The organism is Sphingomonas sp. (assembly GCF_041661825.1).
GTDB lineage: Bacteria > Pseudomonadota > Alphaproteobacteria > Sphingomonadales > Sphingomonadaceae > Sphingomonas.
Map to the genome: position 1 here is coordinate 193,101 of NZ_JBAZTU010000006.1, position 24,466 is coordinate 217,566.

Genomic DNA, 24,466 nt, shown 5'->3' on the forward strand with positions numbered 1-24,466 from the left:
AAACAAGCTCATTTGAGGGATATGCGTGCGCCGCCCTTCCGGATCCTATGCCGCCTCGGCCCTGGCCATCCTGACCGGGTTGGCGTCGCTCAACATCGGCGCGGCCCTGGGCAAGAGCCTGTTCCCGGCGGTCGGCGCCGATGGAGTCGCGGCGCTGCGCACGAGCATTTCCGCGCTCATCCTGGTCGCCGTCTGGCGACCCTGCCGCACGCGCCTGGACGGACGCCAGGCAGGTAACCTCATCGTCTACGGTATGATGATGGGGTTGATGAGCCTGCTCATCTACCGCGCCTTCCAGACAATCCCGATCGGCATCGCGGTCGGGATCGAGATCATGGGCCCGCTCTGCGTCGTGCTGTTCTCGTCGCGCCGGCCGGCGGATTTCCTGTGGCTGGCGTGCGGTGCGACGGGGCTGCTGCTCCTGCTGCCGATCGCATCGGGCGTGGCGCGACTCGACCCCGTCGGTGTCGTCTATGCCATCGGGGCCGCGGCCTGCTGGGCGCTCTACATCATCTTCGGCAAACGCTCGGCGACGATCGAAGGCGACCAGGCGGTCGCGCTCGGGATGGTCGTCGCGGCGCTGGTGACCCTGCCGCTTGGCCTCGCTCATGCCGGTTCCGCCCTGCTCGCCCCGGCCACGCTCGCGCTGGGCCTAGTCGTCGCACTGCTTTCCAGCGCCATCCCCTTCTCGCTGGAGATGATCGCGCTCAAGCGCCTGTCGAACCGCTCCTTCGGCGTGCTGGTCGGTACCGCGCCGGCTGTCGGCGCACTTGCCGGCTATGCGATCCTCGGGGAGACGCTGACGGGGCTGCAATGGGGAGCGATCAGCCTCATCATCCTTGCGGCCGCAGGCAGCGCGGGTTCCGCATCGGCTCCGTGACGGGCCGGCCGCGACCTGATGTCCCTCGCAGTCATCCGCGAACGTCTTGTCGTAATGCTCCTCGCTATTTTTCCGAAAGCGGGACGAAGCTGCCCCACCGGCATGGGCGACGGATATGTCTATGTGTCCGGCTTCGCGGTGAACCTGCTCACAGGGCTGGCCCAGGCCGCTAGGCTTCGACACATCGCCTTGAACGCCAGCGCCTCGAAACCGGGGGTTGTGTCAGTCGCCAGTTCCACGCTCAGCGCGCGAGCCCGCGCAATCAATTCCTGCGAATCGGAGATATCCGCAGGCGTGCTGATCCGCGATACGGCGCGCTGACGCAACTCGAGGCCATTCGCGCACGGGATCAAGATCGCGATGGACGATTTCGGCACCGGCTATTCGTGCCTCAGCTATTTCCGCCGACTTCCGTTCGACAAGATCGAGATCGACCGATCGTTCGTCCAGGGCATGCTTGACGGCAGCCATGCCCGGTCGATCGTCGAGGCGGCCATCTCGCTCGGCCATGGGCTGGGGCTACAGGTGGCCGCCGAATGAGTCGAGACCGAGGCGCAGCTAGCCATTCTCCAGCGACAAGGGTGTGGGCGAGTCGAAGGGGTATTCCTGAGCCGGTCCAGTCCGATCGCCCAATTTGTCGGTCTGCGCTACGCGAAGAAGGAAGCACGCCGCCTGAGCCGGGTGGGCGCAGCGGGGAGCCCGTCTCGCCTGCTTGTCATTTCCGCCGTGATGGCGTTTTCACGGGCCGCACAATTCCGCGCACAGCCGAAGGGGCATCATGAAGGACATTCTGATGTATAGTGCATCAAATATCAGTATTAACTTTCGACTACCATGTGTTAAATTGGCATTACAATAACTAAGCTATGACAGGCATCGGACCGAGGGCGCGGGCGCAATACCTGCTAGGGACAAAAGGGCGAAACACGTGTTCGTAGATGTACCGGGAAGAAACGGGGACCGGGAACGGCTGATGGTCGATCGTATCGAGGTCCGGCCGGCCCCTGCCTCGACCCCCTCCCCATCACGAAGCGTGATCGTCGCGGCGACGACGTCGGCAGGATCGATCGAGATCGTCCTGTCCGCCGGCGAAGCGGCAACGCTGATGTTCGAGATCGGCCATGCGCTCGAACAGGCCGATCGGCTGGCAGAATCAGGCAATCGCCCGGTCCGGACCGCCGACCACGCACGCGTCTTGCCTAGTGGAGGCTTGCCATGACCATCGCCGAACGCTGGGTGCACACCGCCAGCGACTTTGCGTTCAAAGCCGACACGCGCGTCCATCATAATCTGGGCACGCCGGAACTGGTGGAGCACGCGCTGCGCCGCGCCGAGGGGCGCCTTGCGGACGGCGGCCCGCTCGTGGTCGCAACCGGCGCCCATACCGGGCGGTCGGCGCAGGACAAGTTCATCGTCAGGGACGACGAGACCGAGCACGCCGTCTGGTGGGGCAAGGTCAACCGGCCACTGTCGGCCACGGCCTTCGCCGCGCTCGAGCAGGATTTCCTCGCCCAGCTCGGCACGATGGACGAGGTCTATGTCCAGGATCTGCTGGGCGGATCGCAGCCGGAGCACCAGATCAAGGTCAGGGTCATCACCGAACTGGCCTGGCACTCGCTGTTCGTGCGGACGATGCTGGTCCGACCGACCAATGCGCAACAGGCCGCGTTCGCGGCGGACTATCTGATCATCGACCTGCCGAGCTTCAGGGCCGATCCGTCCCGTCATGGCTGTCGCTCGGAGACGATCGTCGCGGTCGATTTCACGCGGCGGATCGTCCTCATCGGCGGCACCGCCTATGCCGGGGAGATGAAGAAGGCGGCCTTCTCGATCCTCAACTATGTGCTGCCGCCACGCGGCGTGATGCCAATGCATTGCTCGGCCAATATCGGGCCCGACGGCGACACCGCGGTGTTCTTCGGGTTGTCGGGGACCGGCAAGACCACGCTCTCGGCCGATGCCAGCCGCACGCTGATCGGCGACGACGAACATGGATGGTCCGACACCTCAGTGTTCAACTTCGAGGGCGGATGTTACGCAAAGATGATCCGGCTCTCGGCCGAAGCGGAGCCCGAGATCTTCGCGACCACCGAGCGGTTCGGTACGATCCTCGAAAATGTCGTGATGAACCCGAAGACCCGCCGGTTGAACCTTGATGATGCGAGCCTAGCGGAGAACAGCCGCGCCGCCTATCCGATCGACTTCATCCCCAATGCCTCGGCCGAGAATAGGGGTCCCGTTCCCCGCAATATCGTCATGCTGACAGCCGATGCCTTCGGCGTGCTGCCCCCGATCGCCCGATTGACGCCCGACCAGGCAATGTATCATTTCCTGTCGGGCTATACCGCCAAAGTGGCGGGTACCGAGATTGGCGTTCGCGAGCCCGAGGCGACCTTCTCGACCTGCTTCGGTGCGCCGTTCATGCCGCGCCATCCTTCTGTGTACGGTAACCTCCTGAAAGAACGCATCGCCAGGGGCGCGGTCAAATGCTGGCTGGTCAACACCGGCTGGACCGGCGGCCCTCACGGCATTGGCCGGCGCATGCCGATCAAGGTCACCCGTACCTTGCTGGGCGCCGCGCTCGACGGGAGCCTCGACGATGCCGTCTTTCGCACCGACCCGTATTTCGGGTTCGGTGTGCCAATCGAGGTGCGTGACGTCGACAGCAGGATGCTCGATCCCCGCAGGACCTGGACGGACAAGGATTGGTACGACGCGACCGCAGAGCGGCTTGTCCTGCTGTTCACCGGGAATTTCCGGCAATTCGAAGATGCGGTGGACAGCTCGGTCCTGGCCGCGCGGCCGACCGCAAACATCGACATCTGAGCTGGCATGCCCGGTTTCCAGGCGGGCTCGGGCTGTCTGGCTGCAACCGCGGCGGAGCGTATGTTGTTTTTACGCGGTCCTGCGGAAGCCTTTCATAGGAGGTTCCGGGCTAAACGCTCTGGCAAGCAGGAGCATGTAGAAGCGCAGGCTGGAGAGAACGCCCATCGGTGCAGTGGGCGTCATAACCGACAACGCCGCTGGCGTTTAAAGACATCGAAAAGCAATGGGCCGCGTTCGATTCCGCAGGCGCCCTTACCGACGTGCTCAGCGAGCTGTGGCTCTTTATTCGGGACGGCGTGCCTGGCAACGTACGGGCATTCTGGAACGATTTCGAGCCCGTTGCCGATGCCGGCGCACTATCGCCTGAGCAGATCGAAGAACTGATTGCCGACAGCGTTCGCTACACCGAGGCAAAGTTCAACCAACCAATCGGCCAACAGTGGATCGATCGCATGGTGCGTCGCGGCCCTGCGAGCATCGAAAATGGCGCTGCAGAAGGCACGTTCATCGCCGCGCTCACCCAGAGCTACCACTGGTAGCATCACGCCTTGAGCTGGAAGCTTCGCGATGATCCGGATCGATTGGAACGACTAACACGCGCGCTCTATACGCTGGCCGCCTGCGAAACCCAGGCGATGCTCGCGGGCGCGAGCGCCGCCAGATTCGAAAAGGACCGCGCCAGGAGCGCCGAATATCGCAGCAAGCTTGTCGCGATCGATCGGTCGCAACTCTATGCGGAGTTAGCGCTCGACGGCAGGATCCTCGACGCAAACGCCAATTTTCTGATGGCGACCGGTTACGCGCTGGCCGACATTGTCGGCAAGCCGCACCGATTGCTGTGCCCGCCCGACCATATGGAAGAGGCGCCGTACCGCGCCTTCCGGCAGCAGTTCATGCGCGGGGAATTTCACGCCAGGGAATTCCAGCGCTGCGCCTGGGGCGACCGGACATCGAAGCTGGCTTTCGCCAAGCTCAGAGACAAGGCCAACGTCGCAGGTGTCGTCGCTTTCCTCGACGAACTGGTCGAGGTGGTACCCTACGATATCCATACCGTGCTGACCAACAACGGTATCCAGTTCGCCGACCTGCCAAAGAACTGCGACGGACCCACCGCACGCTGGCGCGGCCATCCCATCGACCGGGCCTGCCGGCGGCACAAGATCGAACACCGGCTCACCAAACCGACCCATCCTTGGACCAACGGACAGGTCGAGCAGATGAACCGCACCATCAAGGACGCGACCGTCAAACGCTATCACTACGACAGCCATGACCAGCTCCGACAGCACCTCGGGCTGTTCATCGACGCCTACAATCATACCCGCAGGCTGAAGACGCTCCGCGGCCTTACACCCTATGAATACGTCGCACGCGTCCGGACAGAAGACCCAGGCCGATTCAGGATCGACTAGTACCGCCACTCTTCGGGACTAAACACCTAGTCTTGGGCGCCGGCTCATTACGGCATCTAAGCAACATCTCCCGCTCCCTCACGGATCGCTCCGGTGCGCCGGTCTGTCGTGAACTGGCGTACGCCGGGTCGGACCTGGGCCTCGATGAGTCGGACGCCACGACCTATCCCAACACTTGGCGTGTTCTCGCCGATAAGTTCGACGCCGGCATGTTCGAGCGCTTCGACCACCTTCATCAGCGTATCGATGATGCCCCGTACTTGTCCGCCGGACGACTCCATGCGCTGGATGGTGGGCAGTGACAGCCCCGCCATCTCGGCCAGCTCACGCTGGTCGATGCCGAGCAGGGCGCGGGCCGCACGCATCTGTGCAGAAGTGATCATCTCGTTGCTCCCGAAGCCACGCTTCTATTTCTCGCATGCCTATATACATGTCTGATACATGAAGAAAGAAGGCTGATCCATAAAATACTGCTCTGTTGGCAGGTCGTTGCACGGAACGACGCATCTCCATCCGTATGATGGATCATGTATCAAATAACCGCTTTATACACGGTCATTCACCGGTATAGTACGTCAGATATAACAGCGTGAGTGTCAAGTGTGTCGTTCCGGCGGTGGAAAGGGTGACGATGGTCGGTGCAACGGATTTCGCGCAGCGCAATGACGGCGTCATCGCATCCATCGACCAGCGCCTGCCCAATTTTGCGAGCGCCCGCCAGGGCTGGGCCTTGCATCCTCGGTCGAAGCCGAGGTCCGACGGCGGGCGTGCGATCCTGCTGGAGGCGCGCTGCGCCGGCGGCGCGATCGACATGTTGCTGACGGCCTCCGAGGCCGCTGAGCTGATGCTCGAGCTCGGCTACGCTCTCGAGCAGGCCGCGCGGGCCGACACCTCGATGGCCAGCCCGGAGGCACGCCGCAATAAATCCATGGAGAGCCCGGCATGACAGTGAGTTCGGTTGCAGCGACCCCGGATGGCCTTACGTTCGGCCCGGAAGCCCACGTCCATTCCAATCAGACCGCTCCGTTCCTGATCGAGCAGGCGCTGGCCCGGAACGAGGGTCGGATGGCAGCCGGTGGTCCGCTGGTCGTCGAAACCGGCACGCATACCGGCCGTTCGCCCCGAGACAAGTTCACCGTTCGCGACGAGCAGACCGAAGAGGCGATATGGTGGGGCAAGGTCAATCAACCAATGTCGCCGAATGCCTTCGCGGTGCTGGAACATGACTTCCGCGCGCATGTGGCGAGCCTCGACCGGGTTTATGTTCAGGATCTGTTCGGCGGTTCGCAGCCCGACCACCGCATCCAGGTCCGTGTGGTGACCGAACTGGCCTGGCACTCGCTGTTCGTCCACACGCTGCTCGTGCGCCCGACGGCCGACGAGCTCGCTTTCTTCGACCCGGAATACACGATCATCGACCTGCCGTCATTCCGCGCCGACCCGGCCCGGCACGGATGCCGCTCCGAAACCGTCGTCGCGATCGACTTCACGCGCAAGATGGTCCTGATCGGGGGCACTGCCTATGCCGGCGAAATGAAGAAGGCCGTCTTCTCGATCCTCAATTACGTCCTGCCGCCACGCGGGGTGATGCCGATGCACTGCTCCGCCAATATCGGCTCCCATGGCGATACCGCGATCTTCTTCGGCCTGTCCGGCACCGGCAAGACGACCCTGTCCGCCGATGCCAGCCGCACGCTGATCGGTGACGACGAGCATGGCTGGTCCGACACCGCCGTGTTCAACTTCGAGGGCGGCTGTTATGCGAAGATGATCGGTCTCTCCGCCGAGGCGGAACCCGAGATCTTCGCGACCACGCGCCGGTTCGGGACGGTCCTTGAAAATGTCGTGATGAACCCGGTCACGCGCGCGCTCGATCTCGATGACCCATCCCTGGCCGAAAACAGCCGCGCGGCCTATCCGATCGATTTCATCCCGAATGCCTCGGCCGAGAATATGGGGCCCGTGCCGCACAATGTCGTCATGCTGACCGCGGATGCGTTCGGCGTGCTGCCGCCGATCGCGAGGCTGACGCCGGCACAGGCAATGTACCACTTCCTCTCGGGCTACACGGCGAAGGTCGCCGGCACCGAAGTCGGTGTGACCGAGCCCGAAGCGACATTCTCGACCTGCTTCGGAGCGCCGTTCATGCCGCGGCACCCTTCCGTCTATGGCAACCTCCTGAAAGACCGAATCGCCCGGGGCGGAGTCGTTTGCTGGCTCGTCAATACCGGCTGGACGGGGGGAGCTTACGCCACCGGGCACCGCATGCCGATCAAGGTCACGCGTGCCCTGTTGAACGCAGCGCTGGACGGCACGCTCAACGCCGCCGCGTTCCGCACCGATCCGAATTTCGGGTTCCAGGTGCCGCTGGCGGTTCCGGGTATCGATCCCGCGATCCTGGATCCCAGATCGACCTGGGCCAATCCCGCTGCCTATGATGCCACGGCGCACCGGCTGGTGAACCTGTTTGTCGAGAATTTCGGCCAGTTCGAGGACAGCGTCGAGGCGTCCGTGCGCGATGCATCGCCGGGGATGCGGCTACATGGCTGACATCGTGGCCCCTGTAGGTCCTGTGCTGCGGCGCCAGAGCCCCACGATCTCGCGGCGCTTGCGGAGCCTGCTGCCGGCGCGCCGCTTCGGATCGCTCCTGGCGCCGCGGACGATCTGGATCGCGCTATGGCGCGGGTGCCGCGACCGGTGCCCCGCCTGTGACGGTGCCCCCTTGTTCTACAAGTTCCTCAAGCCGCTCGATTACTGTCCGGCCTGCGGGCAGGACTGGACGCACCAGAATGCCGACGACTTTCCGCCCTATATCGTCATCCTGGTAACAGGGCATGTGGTCGTGACAGGCATGGCGTCGCTCGAAGCAGCCTTCCATCCTCCGTCATGGGTCCATATCGCGCTGTGGATTCCGCTCATCATCATCCTGGCTATCGGCCTGATCCAGCCCGCCAAGGGCGGGGTCATCGCCTATCAATGGTGGCATGGGATGGGTGGCTTCGGCGAGCGTCAGCCGCTAAAGATTCAAAAGCCGGTATCCAAGGCCAGCATGTCCTTGCCGGGCGTAGAATATCATCGGCGTCGCACTGTACGATCGCGCCAGCGTGTGAAGCGAACGGGCACGCGATGAGGCAATATCCCTTGATAACCGCTGCCTCCACCGCCTTTGTCGCCCGTGGCCGGAAGGCAGGATCATGGTGATCTTTGTCATCATCATTGTCTGCGTCGCCCTCATGGCCTTGTTTTTCGCCGTCACGATCGCGGGGGGCAAAGCCCATGACCGCGCAAACGCTGAGGCCGCGTCCCGTGCTCGGGTCAAGGCCGCCTTGCCTTCGGCGCCCGACGACGCCGGGACGACCTGATTTCACCTGCTTTTGGGTTGCGGCCGTTGGACTTCAGCCCCGCCCACCGTTAGCGCGGCGGCAACAGGCTAGGCGCTGTTCGCCCCGTGATTGGTGCCCTGCTGCCCTGCTCGGATTCGCCTGGGCAGACTGACGGCTTGCCGCGGCAATCGGATTCGAAGATCTCGTCCTGCCCTGAGCCTCGGTAACAAGCGGTCTCCGCTGGACCGGCTGCCCGCCGGGTCCGGACAATCCCCAGCTCCTACTCGATTTCGTCTCTTTCAAGCCGATCCTCGATAAGACGTATGGCCCTTCCCCAGACGCGATGGTCCAGTTGCCGGCTGATGCGCCTTCCGATCTGGGGCAAGAACGCTGCCTGATGCTGCGGGAACAGCGCAGCGGTCGCGGCGATATCTGCCTGGGACAGGGTAAGCCTTGCGTCCTTTCGACCAAACACGGCCTGGTTAAAGCCAGCCTCGGTCGGCACCGAACGCGCCGAGCCGTTGAAGCTTTGCGCAATCATTGTCGCGTAGCCGCGATTGAGATGCCCCCCGCCCCACAGATTGACGATCATGATCCCGCCGGGCGCAAGTCGCCGATAGCATTGGTCGTAGAATTCGGCGCTGCACAGCTGCGGGGGCTGTCCGAACTCGTCGAAGCCGTCGATGAGAAGCACGTCCGGTCTCGAACCGCCCTGTGTCACGAACTCCGCGCCGTCCCCGGCCAGTATCCGAAACCGGTCATCGTCGCGCGGGATCTGGAACTCGTCCCGAAGCGCGATGATCCGCGGATTGATCTCCACGACGGTGATGTCAGTCCCGGGAAGGAGATGGTGGCACAGCTTCGCCAGCGAGCCGCCGCCCAGGCCGATCATCTCGATCCGGCGCGGGCTCGGATCGAACAGCAAAAACCCCATCATCATCCTGGTGTAATCGATCGTCAGTTCGATCGGATCGAGCAGGTTCATTTCGCTCTGCATCGAGTGCCAGTCGAAATGCAGCGAGCGGACGTCGCCGATGTCGGAGATATAGGGCGGCCGCGCTTCCACCTGGCCCCGGCGTGCGCGTTCACGCCACATATCGAGACTTTCCAGCATCAGATTGCCGGCGATCAGGTCGTCGATATCATAAGCTGATGTCTCAGGATCGACCCCGGAGGACGAGTCTCGACTGTCCCGTTGGCCATCCTGGACCTTGCACTCAGCAGACTCAGGCACGGTAGCTTCCTCCCACCCCGCGCACGGTCGTGAGGCCGGTGGCCCAGGCAGGGAGGCCTGGCACCATGCGTGCCGCGCCATCGCTACGCCCCGCTGTCGGCAAAGGACCGGAGCCCTTAGCAGTCGTCATGCGAGTTCGACCGCAATGGCGGTGGCTTCTCCGCCGCCGATGCACAGGCTCGCCACACCCTTGCGGCCGCCCTGCTGCTGGAGCGCGGCGAGCAGCGTCGCGATGATGCGCGCACCGGACGCCCCGATGGGATGGCCGAGCGCCGTTGCGCCACCGTTTACGTTGAGGCGGTCCTCGGAAATGCCGAGATCCTTCGCTGCGATCATCGCCACGATAGCGAAGGCTTCGTTGACCTCGAACAGGTCGACATCGGCCACCGACCAGCCTGCCTTGTCGAGCAGCTTGGTGATGGCGAATACGGGCGCGGTCGTGAACAGCGCGGGCGCATGGGCATGCGCCGCCGTCGCCACGACTCTTGCGACAATCGGCAGCCCCATCCGCTCAGCAACGCTCTGCCGCGTCATGACCAGCGCCGCAGCCCCATCGGAGATCGACGCCGAACTCGCCGCCGTGATCGTCCCGTCGGCCGCGAAGGCGGGCTTGAGGGTTGGGATCTTCTCAGGCTTCGCCTTGCCAGGCTGCTCATCGGTATCGATGACGACGAAGCCTCCCCGCGACGAGATCATCACCGGCGTGATCTCGCTGGCGAAGGCGCCGGTTCTGATCGCCCTGTTCGCGCGCTCGAGCGATCTGATCGAATAGGCGTCCTGCATCGCGCGCGTGAACTGGTATGCGTCCGCGGTGTCCTGCGCGAAGGCGCCCATGGGCTTGCCGGGCTCATAGGCGTCCTCGAGCCCATCCATCATCATGATATCGATGATGCGGTCGTGACCGATCCTGGCGCCGCCCCGATGCTTGGGCAGCGCGTAGGGCGCGTTGGTCATGCTTTCCATGCCGCCGGCGATGACGACGTCGACGGCGCCCGACATGAGTGCCTCCTGCGCCATGATGGCTGCCTGCATGCCCGAACCGCACATCTTGTTCACGGTCGTGGCCTGGACAGAGTCCGGGAGACCTGCGCCGAGCGCTGCCTGCCGGGCGGGGGCCTGGCCAAGGCCCGCGGGCAACACGCATCCCATATAGATCCGCTCGATATATTCGGGCGCTACGCCTGCGCGCTCCACTGTGGCCTTCACGGCAGCCGCACCGAGCTCGGTCGCCCTTGCACCGGCGAGCGCGCCCTGAAAGGCGCCCATCGGGGTCCGGGCATAGCTAACGATGACGACGGGATCGTTTATCATGAAAGTTTCTCCTGAAGCGGCTGTTATGGAAGAACGGCGGGCTGATCGGTCTTGCGATCCTGCGTGCCGTCTCCGGGACCCCTCTTAAAAAGATGGATGATCGGTCGCGACCGTGGCGCGGGCGGGTCGGAAGCCAGGTCGCTCGGCGTCGCGACTGGATCGGCACCCTGGGCGGCGACGAGTGTTTGCGGCCCCCGAAGCCTGACGCCGCGCCCACGCCCTGCACTCGGCGCCCGCGATCCGATCAGCTCGACTCCTGCCGCCTCGAAGGCATCGACGACCTTCACCAGCGTATCGACGACACCCCTCACCTGGCCGTCGGACGCCTCCATGCGCTGGATGGTCGGCAGGGACAGATGCGACAATTGCGCGAATTCCCGCTGGTCCAGCTGAAGAAGCGCACGCCCGGCACGCATCTGGTGCGATGTGATCATGGTCCTTCTCCTGATTCTCGCGAGAATCTCGATCCGCCGCGGATTTGGTCACACATCGATATGTCCCGACACGAAGGGCATGCTGGTCAATGCCGCGCGGAGGTCGCGCGCTGGCTAGTGCAGGGCTTCCCGGATCGTCACATGGGCGATCCCGCCGCCTTCGCAGATCGTCGGCAGGCCACATCGCTTGTTGCGCCGATGAAGGGCGTGGATGAGTGTCGACATGCGCATCGCGCCCGGGCCCCCGAACGGGTGTCCCAGCGCGATCGCATCGCCATGGACATTGAGCTTGTTAGGATCCGCTCCGGGCGTCTTCAGCCGGGCGACCGGTGCGACCGCTTCGTTCACCTCGAACAGATCGATCCGCCCGATGGTTATCCCCGTCCGCTCAGCCATCCCGGCGGGCCGATGGATCGCCGAGCGCGGCCAGGATTCCCGTCGTCGGCGAGTCCTTGGTAGACGCTTCAAAGCCAGGGCCCAGCGCAGCATCGGCCTCGACAATCCCTACTCCGGCGAGCCGATCGTTCCGCTCCAGCGCAACGCGCGTCGCATGCACAAGGCGGGACATTTCTACTGCGCCAGGCATGTCGTGCTCGCCGCGACCGGCCGCGCGAAGCTTAAGCGTGCAGCGGTCGCCGCCTCGATCCTGCCCTTTACTGGCTGAAGGAGCATGTCCCAAAAACCACCTCCGAAATACCGGAAAACCACGACCCACCTCAAAAGAGGTTGCCGCCATTCCCTTGAACGATCATATATGACATATCTACAGAGCCATTTAAAGCTGTGCATTGATGTATTATACATCATCTTCATTATCGAGCCGGCACGATCGGCCCGGTGATCCCGTCTGGTGGGAGCTTGTCGTGGTTAGCCGAAAGTGCGTTTGCCCGGAGAAATAGCATGACGGAAGAGGCGCTCCTCAAATCTGCCCGGCGACTCACCAGAATGCTCGGTATCGCCCCGTCGGTGGCGACGACAGTGGTCGACCATATTCCGGGCCAGCCGGGCCAGATCACGTTCCTCGTGCTGCGTCACAACAGCTACCAGATGCCGCCGGTGCCGACTCACTTTGAAGGCAATATCGTCAGGATCAAGATCGACGGTGCGGCGAGGGAGCGGTCCGGACCGCGGACTCCCGGGCATTAGCCAATCGGTGAGCAACACGGAGGAGCCCGACGGCGATTCCTTCGACAGAATGGGAATTCTGCCAGAATCTCGCGACTGAAAACCGTCCAACTGATGACCACACCGAGATGAATTATGTGTCTCTTCGCGGCACTGGAAAACAACAATGCTTTCATCGATTCAATTTAAGTATTTTGCGCAAAGAGGTCGGGAATGCCGCACGGCGGCGATACGAGCGACCGACGTGGAGGCGAGGCAGAGCCTGAATGATCTAGCCGCGGCCTATGAGTGTCTGTGCACCGAGACCCTTCCTCGCGGCCCATTCCCAAATGCCCGGTTGCAGGCCGCCGCGTTTGCCGTACTGGAAGCGGAGCTGCCGCGCGACACCGCCGAAGGGCGATCCGCGACTTCTTTGACCCTCCTCATCCCTGCCTCCGGACGATCAACGGGGGCGATGAGCGATGAGAAACGCGCTCGACCGAAGGGCGAATGAAGGCGGGTCGCCCTGCCGATAGCCCGGCCGACTTCATTTTCAATGCCGTCCATGAGCCTGACGCTCCCAGCGACGATTGTTTGGCTTGGCGGCGCGAGCTGAAACCCACCGCCGCAGACAATTCACGCTTTATATATCAATAAGCCATCTTTGCATGTTAGCACTCGCAATGCAAACGTGATATTCCATGGGCGTTCAATGGTCACGGGGGAGTCAGGCGATGATAGGAGCGGCCCAGCTACGCGGCGCCCGAGCCCTGCTCGGGATCGATCAGCGTGAACTCGCCCTGATGTCTGGTCTGTCCCTGCCGACCATCCAGCGGATGGAGTCGAGCAAGGACATCATCCGGGGCAATGTCGATTCGCTGATGAAACTGATCGCCGCGCTCGACAGCGCCGGCATCGAGTTCATCGCCCAGGGTGCCGCAAGCCCGCAAGGCGGCCGCGGCGTCCGGTTTTCCGGGCAGCAGCAGGGCGACCGGACCGGTCGAACAGGCGATTGGATGCTATCCGGGTCACGAGCAGCATAGATGCCGGCGACGGTGCCTGTGATCGCAACCCTGTGGTGCGTGGCGGCCTTGCTGGTGACGGGCGCGATCGGCGTGGCGATCGGCCGCCTCAAATGGGCCAGGTGGTTGATCTACAGCAGCTGCCTGACAGTCTGCACGATTGCGTGCGCGATCGCGATCACGGATTTGATCGCCGGCCGGGCAAGCGTTTCGGAGATCGTTCTTCCGCTCGGCCTGCCCTGGATCGGCGCCACTTTCCGGATCGATGCGCTCGCCGCGTTCTTCCTCGTCGTGATCAATCTGGGCGGGGCAGCCGCAAGCCTTTACGGGCTGGGCTATGGCAGCCACGAGACGGCGCCCGAGCGCGTTCTGCCCTTCTTCCCGCTGTTCCTGGCGGGCATGAACCTTGTGCTGCTGGCGTCCGACGCGTTCACCTTCCTGCTCTCCTGGGAATCCATGTCGCTCGCGTCGTGGGCGCTGGTCATGACGCACCACCGGGAGGAAGAGAATCGCAAGGCGGGCTATGTCTATATCGTGATGGCGAGTTTCGGGACGCTGGCGCTGCTGCTTGCCTTTGGCCTGATGGCCGGCCCCGAGGGCGGATATGCCTTTGCGACCATGCGCGCGCACGGTGCGCCGTCCGGCCTCGCGGGTCTGGTGCTTGTTCTCGCCTTGCTGGGGACCGGCTCCAAAGCGGGTCTCGTCCCGCTTCATGTCTGGTTGCCCCTCGCGCATCCGGCCGCACCAAGCCATGTCTCGGCGCTGATGAGCGGCGTGATGACCAAGGTCGCGGTCTACGGATTCATTCGGATCACCTTCGACCTGCTCGGGCCCGTTTCCTGGTGGTGGGCCGTACCGGTACTGTTCGCCGGCGCCATCACCGCGGTGCTCGGCGTTCTGACAGCGCTGATGCAGAATGATATCAAGCGTGTTCTCGCTTACAGCACGATCGAGAATATCGGACTGATCTTTGTCGCGATCGGCCTGGCACTGGCGTTTCAGGGCAATGGCATGAAGGCAGCCGCAGCGCTTGCGATGACGGCCGCGCTCTTTCACGTCCTCAATCATGCACTCTTCAAGAGCCTGTTGTTCTTCGGCGCGGGCGCCGTTCTCTACGCCACGGGTGAGAGAAGAATGGAGACGCTGGGCGGACTGCTTAACCGGATGCCCGCCACGGGCCTGTTGTTCCTGGTCGGCGCGGTCGCGATCTCGGCCTTGCCGCCGCTCAACGGCTTCGCGTCGGAATGGCTCATGCTGCAGGCCATCCTGCTCAGCCCCGAGCTTCCCCAATGGGCGCTGAAGCTCCTCATCCCCGCGGTCGGTGCCATGCTCGCGCTTGCTGCGGCGCTGGCGGCGGCCTGTTTCGTGCGCGCTTTCGGCATTTCCTTCCTTGGCAGGCCGAGGAGCCCAGCGGCATCCAACGCTCATGAGGTCGATCGGCTGTCGATCGCCGCAATGGCGATCCTCGCGGCTCTCTGTCTGCTCGCGGGAATCTTTCCCGCGCTCATCATCGACGCGCTCGCGCCCGTCTCCAATGCGCTTACCGGCGCGCGCATGCCGGTCCAGACTCACGTCGCCTGGCTTTCGATCGTGCCGATCGCCGAAAGCCGAAGCTCCTATAACGGCCTGCTGGTGTTCCTCTTCATTGCCGCCTCGGCATCGCTCGCGGCCTTCGTCATCCATCGCCTCGCTTCTGACAAACTGCGCCGAGCGCCCGCATGGGATTGCGGTTTTCCTGACCCCAGTCCGGCGACGCAATATACCGCGGACAGCTTCGCGCAGCCGGTGCGCCGCGTGTTTGGCGGATTCGCGTTTCGCGCAACCGAAGCGGTCGACATGCCGTCGCCGGGCGACGGCCGCCCGGCACGGATAACGGTCACGCTCCACGATCTGGCCTGGGAGATGATCTACGATCCGATCGTCCGGCTGGTCGGCTACCTCGCGGAGCGATTGAACCATCTGCAATTCCTCACCATCCGCCGGTATCTGAGCCTGGTCTTCGGCGCCCTGATCCTGCTCTTGCTGATTCTCGCCGCATGGCCGTGATCGATACATCCCTGATCGAGGGTCTTTCGATCCAGGTCTCCCAGATGCTGCTCGTGCTGCTCCTGTCGCCGCTGCTGACCGGGCTGGTGCGCAAGGTGAAGGCGCGGCTGCTGAGGCGGCAAGGTCCGCCGCTGCTGCAGCCCTATCGCGATCTGATCCGGCTTGCGCGCAAGGAAGCCGTCATCGCCGAGAGCGCGTCCTGGCTGTTCCGGATCGTGCCCTATATCGTCTTCGCCACGACCTGGGTGGCGGCGGCCCTGGTACCCACCTTCGCCACGGGGCTGCTGTTCAGCTGGTCGGCGGATCTCATCGTCATCATCGCGTTGTTGGGCAGCGCGCGCTTCTTTCTCGCGCTCGCCGGCATGGACGTCGGCACCAGCTTCGGCGGGATCGGATCGAGCCGCGAGGCGATGATCGCGACGCTCGCCGAACCGGCACTGATCATGATCGTCTTCACGATCGCGCTCGTCGCCGGCTCCACCCAGCTTTCGACCGTCGCTGACGTGATGCTTGCCGGGGTTGGCCTGCGCGTCTCGCTGGGGATGGCGCTGGTCGCGCTCGTCATCGTCGCGCTTGCCGAAAATGCGCGGATGCCGGTCGACAATCCGGCGACCCATCTGGAACTCACCATGGTGCACGAGGCGATGATACTCGAATATTCAGGGCGCCACCTCGCGCTCATCGAGCTCGCGGGATCGCTCAAACTTCTGCTCTATTGTTCCCTGATCGCCTGCGTGTTCGTGCCATGGGGTCTCGCGCCGGCGCGCGCGCCGCTCCATGTGCATCTGATTGGCGGGGTGTTCTACGTGGCGAAGCTCGGGGTCGCCGGCTGCCTGCTCGCCGTCTTCGAAACCATGATCGCGAAAATGCGGGTGTTCCGCGTGCCGGATTTTCTCGGCGCCGCGCTGATGCTCGGGTTCCTCGGTACGCTTTTGCTGTTCGTGTCGCGGAGCCTGTAGCGTGGACAGGTTCGCCTTTGACGTCGCGCATTTCCTGGCGGGGAGCCTGGTCCTTGTCAGCCTGATGCTGCTCTATCAGGATCGCCTGTCGGCCCTGCTGAACGTCTTCGCGTTCCAAGCGATCGTGCTGGCCCTTTCGGTCGCATGGCAGGCCCATGTGCAGCATGCCCCCCATCTCTATCTGACCGCAGCGATCGCGCTCTCGGTCAAGGCCATCATCATTCCGGTTGCCCTTCACCGGATGATCAGGCGCCTGGGCATCCACCGCGAAGTCGAAACAGCCGTCAATATCGGTCCCACCATGCTCGGCGGACTGGCGCTGGTCGCGCTGTCGATGGTCGTCATCCTTCGCGTCACCGCGGAAGCCGACATGTATGCCCGCGAGGACCTCGCCTTTGCGCTCTCGGTCGTGCTGCTCGGGCTGTTGATGATGGTAACCCGGCGCAACGCCGTCAGCCAGGTGGTCGGCTTCATGTCGCTCGAGAACGGGTTGATCCTCGCGGCCACCGGCGCGAAGGGCATGCCGTTTGTCGTCGAGATCAGCGTGGCGTTTTCCGTCCTGGTCGCCTTCATCGTCATCGGCGTCTTTCTGTTCAGGATCCGCGAGCGCTTCGACTCGGTCGACCTTCAGGCCCTGGACGATTTCCGGGGGGAACGCCGGTGATCGGGATGCCCACCTCCGGCGCCGGCCTGATCCTGGCGATACCGCTGGTGACGGCGGCCTTGCTGCTGTTCATTCCGTATTACAAAGTGTCGGCACGCCTCAACGCGGCTTCCGCGTTTCTGACGCTGCTCGCCGCGCTGTCGCTGTTCGTGCACAAGCCGGTGCCCGGGCCCTATCTGCTGGTCGACGATCTAAATATTGTCTTCATCGTCCTCAACACCTTTGTCGGCTTTACCACGAGCGTGTTCAGCGCCAGCTATATCGGTCATGAACTGGAGACAGGCCGTCTGACGACCACCCAGCTGCGTTTCTATCATGCGATGTACCAGATCCTCCTGTTCGGCCTGAACCTGGCGCTGCTCGCGAACAATATCGGGTTGATGTGGGTCGCGATCGAGCTTTCGACGCTCACGACCGTCCTGATGGTCGGTATCTATCGCACCCACGAGGCGCTGGAAGCGGCGTGGAAATACTTCATTCTCGGCAGCGTCGGTATCGCGCTGGCGCTGTTCGGCACAATCCTGATCTATATGGCCGCCCGCCCGGTGGTCGGCGAAGGTCCAGACGGCATGGTCTGGACCGTGCTGATCGCCCACGCGGCCGCACTCGACCCCCCATTACTCAACCTCGCCTTCGTCTTTCTGCTGCTGGGTTACGGCACCAAGGTCGGGCTCGCACCGCTGCACGCCTGGCTCCCGGACGCTCACGCAGAGGGGCCGACGCCGATCTCGGCGGTGCTGTCTGGCCTGCTGCTCAATGTCGCGCTGCACGCGGTCCTGCGGTTCAAGCTGCTGCTCGCCGCGAACCCCGGGGCGATCGCACCGGGCCCGCTGTTGATGACGATGGGGTTGGTCTCCCTGATCTTTGCGGCTTTCATGCTGTACCGGCGAAGGGACATCAAACGGCTGTTCGCCTATTCATCGATCGAACATATGGGCATCATCGCCTTCGCCTTCGGCCTGGGTGGCCCACTCGCGAATTTCGCCGGGTTGCTGCACATGACGATGCACAGCCTCACCAAATCAGCCATCTTCTTCACCGTCGGCCATATCGCGCAAGCCAAGGACACGCAGAAGATCTCCGATATCCGCGGGCTGACGGTGAGCCATCCCCTGTTGGGCTGGGGCCTTGTCGCCGGGGTCGTCGCGATCGCGGGCATGCCGCCGATGGGTGTCTTCATGAGCGAATTCCTCGTCGTGAGCTCGACCTTCGCGCGCGCGCCGCTGCTTGCCATCCCCCTGGTGATCGGCCTGCTGGTCGCCTTCGGCGCGCTGATGCTCAAGGTCCATGGATTGGCCTTCGGCGAGCCGACTGGCGTCAGCCATCCGGTCAAGGCCTCGCACCTGCCCATGATCGCCCATCTTGGACTCGTCTTCGTCGCGGGGGTATATCTGCCTCCTCCACTGGTCGCCTGGTTCCAGCATGTCGCTGGCCTCCTCCATTGAGCCGGGAGGAAATGCCAACCATGATCAACGCAATGGCTGGCGCAACGCCGCTACATGCTCACCATCCGTGGCCGCGCCGGGTCGTCGACGCCGAGACATGGTCCGCACTCGGCGCCCAGCTCGCGGAGGGCCGCTGGACGCTGGCCGGCTTGTGGGGAGACGCGGGCGCCGTCCATATGGCCTTGCTCGACACGGGCCATAGCGAAAGGGGTCGTCGCGAACTGGCCGTTGCCACCCTTTACTGTCCCACCGGTCAATTCCCGTCGATCGCCCGGCATCATCCGCCGGCGCACCGGCTCGAACGAACCATCAACGATCTGTTCGGCCTCGAGCCTGTCGGCGTGCCCGACGATCGGCCCTGGCTCGATCATGGGCGCTGGCGCGTCGGCCATCCCCTCGGAACCCCTATCGAAACCTCCGGCGAGGGCGAACGTTATGCCTTCCTGACCGCGGAAGGCGACGGCCTGCACCAGATACCCGTCGGTCCGGTCCATGCCGGTATTATCGAGCCGGGACATTTCCGGTTCACCGCCAATGGTGAGGCCATCGTCCGTCTCGAGGAACGCCTGGGCTACGCGCATAAAGGCGTCGAGTCCCTGATGGGCGGAGCCTCGCTGGAACACGCTGCGCGGCTTGCGGGAAGGATTTCCGGCGATAGCACGGTGGCCTATTCGATCGCTTTTTCGCGCGCGGTCGAGGCGGCGCTGGGGATTGAAATCCCGACGCGGGCGCATTGGCTGCGCGCGCTGATGGCCGAACTGGAGCGGATCGCGAACCATGTGGGCGATATCGGGGCTGCCTGCAACGATGCCGCATTCACCCTGATGCATGCCCACACTGCCGTGCTGCGCGAACGTGTGCTTCGGCTGTCGAACGCCTGTTTCGGGCACCGCCTGATGATGGACAAGGTCGTGCCCGGCGGTGTCGCCATTGATCTGGATCGCGCCGGTGCGGAGGCTATCCGATCGCTTATGGCGACGATCCGGGAAGCCTTCCCACCCTTGATCGAGCTGTTTGACGACACCGCGTCCCTGCAGGATCGCACCGTCGGCGCTGGAATACTCTCGCACATGCTTGCCCATCAATATGGCTGCGGCGGATATGTCGGGCGGGCATCCGGACGGGCGTTCGATACGCGCCGCGACCTTGCCTATCCGCCCTATGACTCGCTGCGCTTCGATGTGCCCTTGTTCCAGGAAGGCGACGTCAACGCGCGGCTATGGGTCCGCATCCGTGAGGTGGAACAGAGCCTGGGGCTGATCGGCCAGATCCTGGCGGGAATGCCGTCGGGCGACATCTCGGTCGCTGTCGGGCATGGTCTGGATACACGTGAAGGCATTGCCCTTGTCGAGGGTTTTCGCGGTGACATCCTCTGCTGGCTTCGGCTCAGCCCGACAGGGATCGTCGAGCGCTGCCATCTGCGCGACCCGTCCTGGTTCCAATGGCCGGTGCTCGAGGCCGCGATTGAAGGCAATATCGTCGCGGATTTCCCGCTCTGCAACAAATCGTTCAACTGCTCCTATTCCGGGCACGACCTTTAGGGTTGATCATGCGCAAGCTCCTGTTCGAAAGCCTGATCCGAGCGCCGCTGACGGAAGCCCCGCCAGACCCCGAGCTGGCCGACCTCGCGGCGCTTGCCGCTACGCTCGGTGACGTCGCACGGCGGCGGCTTGGACGGAGCCTTTCGATCCGCGAAATCGATGCCGGTTCCTGCAATGGCTGCGAACTTGAGATCCACGCTCTCGGCAATGCCTTTTACGATCTCGAACGCTTCGGCCTTCGCTTCGTCGCTTCCCCCCGCCATGCCGATGTCCTGCTCGTCACGGGACCGGTCACGCGGAACATGCGCGAAGCGCTGGAGCGCACCTATAATGCGACCCCCGCGCCCAAATGGGTCGTTTCGGTGGGAGACTGTGCGACTGACGGCGGCTGTTTTGCCGGTAGCTATGCGGTCGTCGGCGGGGTGTCCGCGGTGGTGCCGGTCGATCTGCATATAGCCGGCTGCCCACCCTCGCCGGAGACGCTGCTAAAAGCGCTGGTCGCGCTGATCGAGCATGTATCGCAGGGCGCCCGGGTGCCGTGAAACCGCTGCAACCGATGCTTTGGTTATTCCACGCCGGCGCGGCGGCAGCGATACGCCAACTGCTGGCAATAATCATCGTCACGCTGACCTTCGTCCTCCTTTCCCGAAGTGGACTGGCGAACCCGCTCCTCATCCGTGGTAGTTCGGGCCGCGTCGCGGCCACCCCGGTCCTTACCTGGTTCTATCTTCTCACCGCGGCCCATTGTGCCTTGACGAGGCAGGCCCTGGTTGACGTCACTGCAGCGCGCATCCGTCAGGCCTCGCGCAGCATCTCACTGATTGCTCCGCACCATGTGATGAGGAATTTGCGCGCGGTTCTCTACCTGGCGACGGTCAGCCAGGCCGCCCTCACGCTGATGCCCGCCCCGACAGTGGTGATGGACGCGAGCGGCTATCTTGGGTTTGGCGCGGCATTCGCGATTGCCTGGCCTGCCTTGATGAGTGTCGGCGTTACTTATTTCGGCGCAAACGCTCTCGCCGCCCGGCAAGCACTGGTCCCGGGACGATGACCGCAGCAGGGATCTGGAACGTCGATGTTGCCGACTCGACAGGTCGACATTCATCCGGGCGAACCTCAAGATGATCAGGCAAAAGCGAGGGCGGGAGCCCGCAGAACCAGCGTCGCCCGATATCGACGGCGGGTCGGCGTCAACGAATTTGCAGGAAATCCATGAAGCCATTGCGAAAGCGCGCGGTCATGCCGCGCAATGGCTGGCCCAACGTGAAAGCATGGCGAAAACTGTTGCGGAGTACGAGGCGCTGACATCGACCCAACGCCCGTCCGACGGGTGCGATCCCGATACCTTGATGGCCATTCCGCCTGTGGAGAAATGGAGCACTCCCTCGCTTGGGAACCCAGACGATCCAGCGACACCCCTTCCAGGGGCATCGCCAGGTCAGCCCCTGGACGACGACGTAGATAGTCCTCTGGGCGACGAAATCCGCGCGCAACGCTACGGACTTCAGAACGGAACAGAAAGAACGATATGAAGACTTGGATGCCGTTTTCGATCGCTTCAACGCCGGGTAGCGGCACGGCCGCCAACCTCCGGTGTCATCTTGTCCGGTACTAGTGCCGCCGGCGTCGATGACGCCCTGTTCAGCGGTTGGAGCGCACCTCGTCTCGGCGAAGACGACCCGTCCGATCTTCTCACGGAAACGAATTTGGCCCCGCACGATCAGGTATGTCGCGTCGGCTATTTGCCCAGCGGTTCTTGCATGGGGGATCACCCGCTCGGAAAACCCTTTGTCCTGGAATTCGGCGATTCCCGGTCCCTGCACTTTGATTGGGCCTGTGTGCAAAGCGGCATGAGCATCGCCAATCCGCTGAAGCTTAGCCTCGAATATACTAAAACGATGATGGGTTTTCTGTTTTTCAACCCGGATCCGCGTCACATCGAGATGATCGGCTTAGGAGGTGGTTCGTTGGCAAAATATTGCCACCATGCCTTGCCCGACGCCGACATCACTGTCGTCGAGATACGCTCCGACGTCATTGATCTGCGTGAGCATTTTCTAATTCCGTCCGACAGCGACAGGTTTCGCATCCTGTGCGGGGATGGGGCCGACTATGTGAAAGCCTCCCCGGCTCGCCCGGATATCCTGATGGTCGATGGCTTTGACGACGTCGGTCAGCCGCCACAATTGTGCAGTTCGGAATTCTATGATCATTGTTACTCGCGCCTGGGGCCGGAGGGGCTGATGGTCGTCAATCTGTGGGGAAAGGATCGCGACTATCGGCATCACGCCGCGCGGATCGAGCAGAGCTTTTTCGGCAACCTGATCATCGTTCCTTCGGAAGGGACGTCGAACAAAACCGTCTTTGCCCGCAAGGGATCCCGGATATCGCTGTCCACAGCAGAGCTGGAACGATCCGAAACCGTGTTCAAGGATCGCGATGCGCGTTTTTTGCCGGCAATCGGCAAGCGTATCGTCCGGCAGTTCCAGCGTCGCACGAAGCAGAACCGATAATTCTTGCCGGTGGACGCACTGACGAAAGATCGTCGTCCGGCGTGGTGATAGAAGGAGCGGGCAGAAACGATCAACAACGCGATCCGCGATGGCGTTCGCCTTCCCGCCTGCCCCGGGATGGACCGCGTCAGTTCAGCGCCGCGGCTTACAGATGATGCATTCGTCGGAAACGCATTGTCCGCCAGCGATGTTGCGTCGGATCCAGGTGTCGAAAATCGTGGGATCGCGTCCGCCCACTTTTCGGTAGGCGCCGGTCGTGAGGGGGCCTGACGCTGCGTTGCTCACGGCAATCGTCCGGCAGCTTGCCCGATGGAGAACGATATAATCGGCGCTGCGGTTGGCACGAAAGTTGATCACATACGCTTCCGGGTGAACTTTCGTCCACTCCAGAAACTCAGTGTCGTCGTTAAAGAGTTGCGCGGTGTTCATGGTCGTTCGTTTCGATGAAGGGTGGGGTAGGCGTCCGTAAGAAGCTGTAACGGCATGGCTGCATGCTCCCACCGCCACGCTGGATTCGGCAGATGCCGCCATTGGAGCCCAAGCCTCCTGTCCGCACATCATCTGGCCGCCGACGCCGGTGACCACGCGAACCGCCAGATGATAGATCGAGCTTTTGTGGCCGGTGCTGCGACCATGGCTATTGCCATGAGTCGACCGGAATGGCTGTCCTGACGGTCGAGCGGAACGCAAGCTGCGCTTGGGTGGCGTCGGGCGCCGGCTCGGTAGATGGCAGTCGATTCCCCTTCCGTGCTTGTGCAAGCCGAGCGGCCCTTTGGGTTACATCCTAATTGATCATATATGACTAATTGATCATATATGAAGTTTCAATTGTCGACGCGATCTACGACGTCGCGAAGCAGATAAACCTTCTTGCCCTCAACGCGGCATCGAAGCGGCGCGCGGGGTGAGGCCGGCCGCGGATTTTCCGTCGTTGCCGCCGAGGTCAAGGCACTCTCGGGTGATGCGCACAGCCTGACCAGTCGCACAACGGCCCTGCTCGGGGAATCCCGCCTCACTGGCCGATGAGCCAACAGCAACTGGCGCCTCGAGATCTTCACTGGAGCCCTCGCTACATTTCGCATGATACGGATTTTGCCGCGGTGCAAATTGGGTTTGGTCGCGCCGATCAGGCCGCCTCACCAGTGCTGACCAGACTGGTCCGCTCTTCGTGTCGGATTTCCTGCACCGGCGCTACGCTAGCCGGGGTCCGATCAAAGGTCTGGCTGCCGGAATCGATGGCGACGTGTTTCAACCGGCCGTCGATCGACGCGCCATTCTCGATCGCGATCGTCTCATATTCGACATCGCCGGTGATCCGCGTTGTACGCTCGATGCTCAATTGGCGGACCGAGACCGAACCCGTGACCGTACCGGCAATCCGAGCGATTTCTGCCCTCACCGCGCCGTTGATGCGGCTCTCGGTGCCCTGGACCAGGCTGCCGCAGTCGAGATCGCCTTCGATCCGGCCCTCAACATGAAGATCGGCGCTCGCCGCGATGTTGCCGGTGACGACCATGTCCGGCCCGATCACGGAGAACATGCCGCGTTTATTGGGCGTCGCCGCAAGGGGCCGCGCAGGCGGAAGGCCCGGGCTGGTGTCGCGCCCACGGTACCTCTTGAACATCGACCGAATTCCCCCTTCGATTCCACGAATCGGCGAACGGATTACCATAGTCAATGTTTATGACGCGCCGTGGTTCGCCGTCGTCTCCGACATCCATGGGAGCGGTCGCTGAGCCAAGGGCGCTTGGC

28 protein-coding genes and 2 pseudogenes are annotated in these 24,466 nt (G+C 63.2%); 23 read left to right on the forward strand and 7 right to left on the reverse strand.

The window, feature by feature from the left end:
- Nucleotides 1-25 precede the first annotated feature (25 nt).
- The 7 genes from WC729_RS25985 to WC729_RS26015 all read left to right on the forward strand — a co-directional run bounded on the left by WC729_RS25985 (nt 26) and on the right by WC729_RS26015 (nt 5,118).
- Entirely contained in the window at nt 26-880 is an 855-nt protein-coding gene (locus WC729_RS25985; protein WP_372857383.1) for an EamA family transporter, read from the forward strand.
- 102 nt (nt 881-982) lie between these two features.
- Nucleotides 983-1,201 carry a hypothetical protein gene (locus tag WC729_RS25990; RefSeq protein WP_372857384.1) on the forward strand — a complete coding sequence of 73 codons (219 nt, stop codon included), beginning with the start codon at nt 983-985 and terminating at the stop codon, nt 1,199-1,201.
- A gap of 27 nt (nt 1,202-1,228) precedes the next feature.
- Entirely contained in the window at nt 1,229-1,420 is a 192-nt protein-coding gene (locus WC729_RS25995; RefSeq protein WP_372857828.1) for an EAL domain-containing protein, read from the forward strand.
- Between the two features lie 433 nt (nt 1,421-1,853).
- Complete coding sequence (locus tag WC729_RS26000; protein WP_372857386.1) at nt 1,854-2,099, forward strand: hypothetical protein; 246 nt, start codon at nt 1,854-1,856, stop codon at nt 2,097-2,099.
- Nucleotides 2,096-3,706, forward strand: coding sequence for a phosphoenolpyruvate carboxykinase (locus WC729_RS26005; protein WP_372857388.1), 1,611 nt, complete (start codon nt 2,096-2,098; stop codon nt 3,704-3,706). Before WC729_RS26000 ends, WC729_RS26005 begins: the two co-directional genes overlap by 4 nt.
- 260 nt (nt 3,707-3,966) lie before the next feature.
- Nucleotides 3,967-4,245: a hypothetical protein gene (locus tag WC729_RS26010; protein ID WP_372857389.1), complete on the forward strand. Its 279-nt coding sequence runs from the start codon at nt 3,967-3,969 to the stop codon at nt 4,243-4,245.
- A 96-nt stretch (nt 4,246-4,341) separates the two neighbouring features.
- Nucleotides 4,342-5,118, forward strand: a complete 777-nt coding sequence (locus WC729_RS26015; RefSeq protein ID WP_372857829.1) for an integrase core domain-containing protein — start codon at nt 4,342-4,344, stop codon at nt 5,116-5,118.
- Between the two features lie 56 nt (nt 5,119-5,174).
- Here WC729_RS26015 and WC729_RS26020 read toward each other — a convergent pair whose 3' ends face one another.
- Entirely contained in the window at nt 5,175-5,501 is a 327-nt protein-coding gene (locus tag WC729_RS26020) for a helix-turn-helix domain-containing protein (RefSeq protein WP_372857391.1), read from the reverse strand.
- Between the two features lie 248 nt (nt 5,502-5,749).
- Between WC729_RS26020 and WC729_RS26025 the strand changes: the two genes are divergently transcribed.
- From WC729_RS26025 to WC729_RS26040, 4 genes are all read left to right on the forward strand, one after another.
- Entirely contained in the window at nt 5,750-6,064 is a 315-nt protein-coding gene (locus WC729_RS26025) for a hypothetical protein (protein WP_372857393.1), read from the forward strand.
- Nucleotides 6,061-7,668, forward strand: coding sequence for a phosphoenolpyruvate carboxykinase (locus WC729_RS26030; RefSeq protein WP_372857394.1), 1,608 nt, complete (start codon nt 6,061-6,063; stop codon nt 7,666-7,668). Before WC729_RS26025 ends, WC729_RS26030 begins: the two co-directional genes overlap by 4 nt.
- Entirely contained in the window at nt 7,661-8,248 is a 588-nt protein-coding gene (locus WC729_RS26035) for a DUF983 domain-containing protein (RefSeq protein ID WP_372857396.1), read from the forward strand. The genes WC729_RS26030 and WC729_RS26035 overlap by 8 nt, the downstream gene beginning before the upstream one ends.
- A gap of 64 nt (nt 8,249-8,312) precedes the next feature.
- Complete coding sequence (locus WC729_RS26040; protein WP_372857397.1) at nt 8,313-8,480, forward strand: hypothetical protein; 168 nt, start codon at nt 8,313-8,315, stop codon at nt 8,478-8,480.
- A 241-nt stretch (nt 8,481-8,721) separates the two neighbouring features.
- On the opposite strand, the gene WC729_RS26045 is transcribed toward WC729_RS26040, so the two are convergent.
- The 4 genes and pseudogenes from WC729_RS26045 to WC729_RS26060 form a co-directional block, all read right to left on the reverse strand.
- On the reverse strand, nt 8,722-9,756 hold the full coding sequence (locus tag WC729_RS26045) for a fused MFS/spermidine synthase (protein ID WP_372857399.1): 1,035 nt from the start codon (nt 9,754-9,756) through the stop codon (nt 8,722-8,724).
- A 45-nt stretch (nt 9,757-9,801) separates the two neighbouring features.
- Entirely contained in the window at nt 9,802-10,986 is a 1,185-nt protein-coding gene (locus tag WC729_RS26050) for an acetyl-CoA C-acyltransferase (protein ID WP_372857401.1), read from the reverse strand.
- Nucleotides 10,987-11,180: 194 nt separating this feature from the next.
- Nucleotides 11,181-11,420, reverse strand: a pseudogene (locus WC729_RS26055) (transcriptional regulator); the annotation flags it as partial.
- A 114-nt stretch (nt 11,421-11,534) separates the two neighbouring features.
- A pseudogene (locus tag WC729_RS26060) lies at nt 11,535-11,810 on the reverse strand (acetyl-CoA C-acetyltransferase); the annotation flags it as partial.
- Between WC729_RS26060 and WC729_RS26065 the strand changes: the two are divergent.
- From WC729_RS26065 to WC729_RS26120, 12 genes are all read left to right on the forward strand, one after another.
- The gene (locus WC729_RS26065) at nt 11,791-12,084 is read left to right on the forward strand and encodes a hypothetical protein (RefSeq protein ID WP_372857403.1); all 294 of its coding nucleotides are present in this window, start codon (nt 11,791-11,793) and stop codon (nt 12,082-12,084) included. The pseudogene WC729_RS26060 and the gene WC729_RS26065 sit on opposite strands and share 20 nt — an antisense overlap.
- Before the next feature lie 236 nt (nt 12,085-12,320).
- The gene (locus WC729_RS26070; protein ID WP_372857404.1) at nt 12,321-12,566 is read left to right on the forward strand and encodes a hypothetical protein; all 246 of its coding nucleotides are present in this window, start codon (nt 12,321-12,323) and stop codon (nt 12,564-12,566) included.
- A 692-nt stretch (nt 12,567-13,258) separates the two neighbouring features.
- The gene (locus WC729_RS26075) at nt 13,259-13,567 is read left to right on the forward strand and encodes a helix-turn-helix domain-containing protein (RefSeq protein ID WP_372857406.1); all 309 of its coding nucleotides are present in this window, start codon (nt 13,259-13,261) and stop codon (nt 13,565-13,567) included.
- Nucleotides 13,568-13,579: 12 nt separating this feature from the next.
- A complete protein-coding gene (hyfB, locus tag WC729_RS26080) occupies nt 13,580-15,592 on the forward strand; it encodes a hydrogenase 4 subunit B (protein ID WP_372857408.1) in 2,013 nt (670 codons plus the stop codon).
- Nucleotides 15,583-16,551 carry a respiratory chain complex I subunit 1 family protein gene (locus WC729_RS26085; RefSeq protein WP_372857410.1) on the forward strand — a complete coding sequence of 323 codons (969 nt, stop codon included), beginning with the start codon at nt 15,583-15,585 and terminating at the stop codon, nt 16,549-16,551. Before hyfB ends, WC729_RS26085 begins: the two co-directional genes overlap by 10 nt.
- Before the next feature lies 1 nt (nt 16,552).
- Nucleotides 16,553-17,215 carry a hydrogenase-4 component E gene (locus WC729_RS26090; protein ID WP_372857412.1) on the forward strand — a complete coding sequence of 221 codons (663 nt, stop codon included), beginning with the start codon at nt 16,553-16,555 and terminating at the stop codon, nt 17,213-17,215.
- Between the two features lie 5 nt (nt 17,216-17,220).
- On the forward strand, nt 17,221-18,660 hold the full coding sequence (locus tag WC729_RS26095) for a hydrogenase 4 subunit F (protein WP_372857830.1): 1,440 nt from the start codon (nt 17,221-17,223) through the stop codon (nt 18,658-18,660).
- A 20-nt stretch (nt 18,661-18,680) separates the two neighbouring features.
- Nucleotides 18,681-20,201 carry an NADH-quinone oxidoreductase subunit C gene (locus WC729_RS26100; RefSeq protein ID WP_372857414.1) on the forward strand — a complete coding sequence of 507 codons (1,521 nt, stop codon included), beginning with the start codon at nt 18,681-18,683 and terminating at the stop codon, nt 20,199-20,201.
- An 8-nt stretch (nt 20,202-20,209) separates the two neighbouring features.
- On the forward strand, nt 20,210-20,743 hold the full coding sequence (locus tag WC729_RS26105) for an NADH-quinone oxidoreductase subunit B family protein (protein ID WP_372857416.1): 534 nt from the start codon (nt 20,210-20,212) through the stop codon (nt 20,741-20,743).
- Nucleotides 20,740-21,252: a hypothetical protein gene (locus WC729_RS26110; protein WP_372857417.1), complete on the forward strand. Its 513-nt coding sequence runs from the start codon at nt 20,740-20,742 to the stop codon at nt 21,250-21,252. The genes WC729_RS26105 and WC729_RS26110 overlap by 4 nt, the downstream gene beginning before the upstream one ends.
- Nucleotides 21,253-21,322: 70 nt before the next feature.
- Entirely contained in the window at nt 21,323-21,733 is a 411-nt protein-coding gene (locus WC729_RS26115; RefSeq protein WP_372857419.1) for a hypothetical protein, read from the forward strand.
- A 69-nt stretch (nt 21,734-21,802) separates the two neighbouring features.
- Entirely contained in the window at nt 21,803-22,714 is a 912-nt protein-coding gene (locus WC729_RS26120; RefSeq protein WP_372857421.1) for a fused MFS/spermidine synthase, read from the forward strand.
- A gap of 132 nt (nt 22,715-22,846) precedes the next feature.
- Here WC729_RS26120 and WC729_RS26125 read toward each other — a convergent pair whose 3' ends face one another.
- Nucleotides 22,847-23,143 (reverse strand): hypothetical protein, encoded by a 297-nt coding sequence (locus WC729_RS26125; protein ID WP_372857423.1) that lies wholly within the window; start codon nt 23,141-23,143, stop codon nt 22,847-22,849.
- 697 nt (nt 23,144-23,840) lie between these two features.
- Nucleotides 23,841-24,338: a polymer-forming cytoskeletal protein gene (locus WC729_RS26130; protein WP_372857425.1), complete on the reverse strand. Its 498-nt coding sequence runs from the start codon at nt 24,336-24,338 to the stop codon at nt 23,841-23,843.
- Nucleotides 24,339-24,466 lie beyond the last annotated feature (128 nt).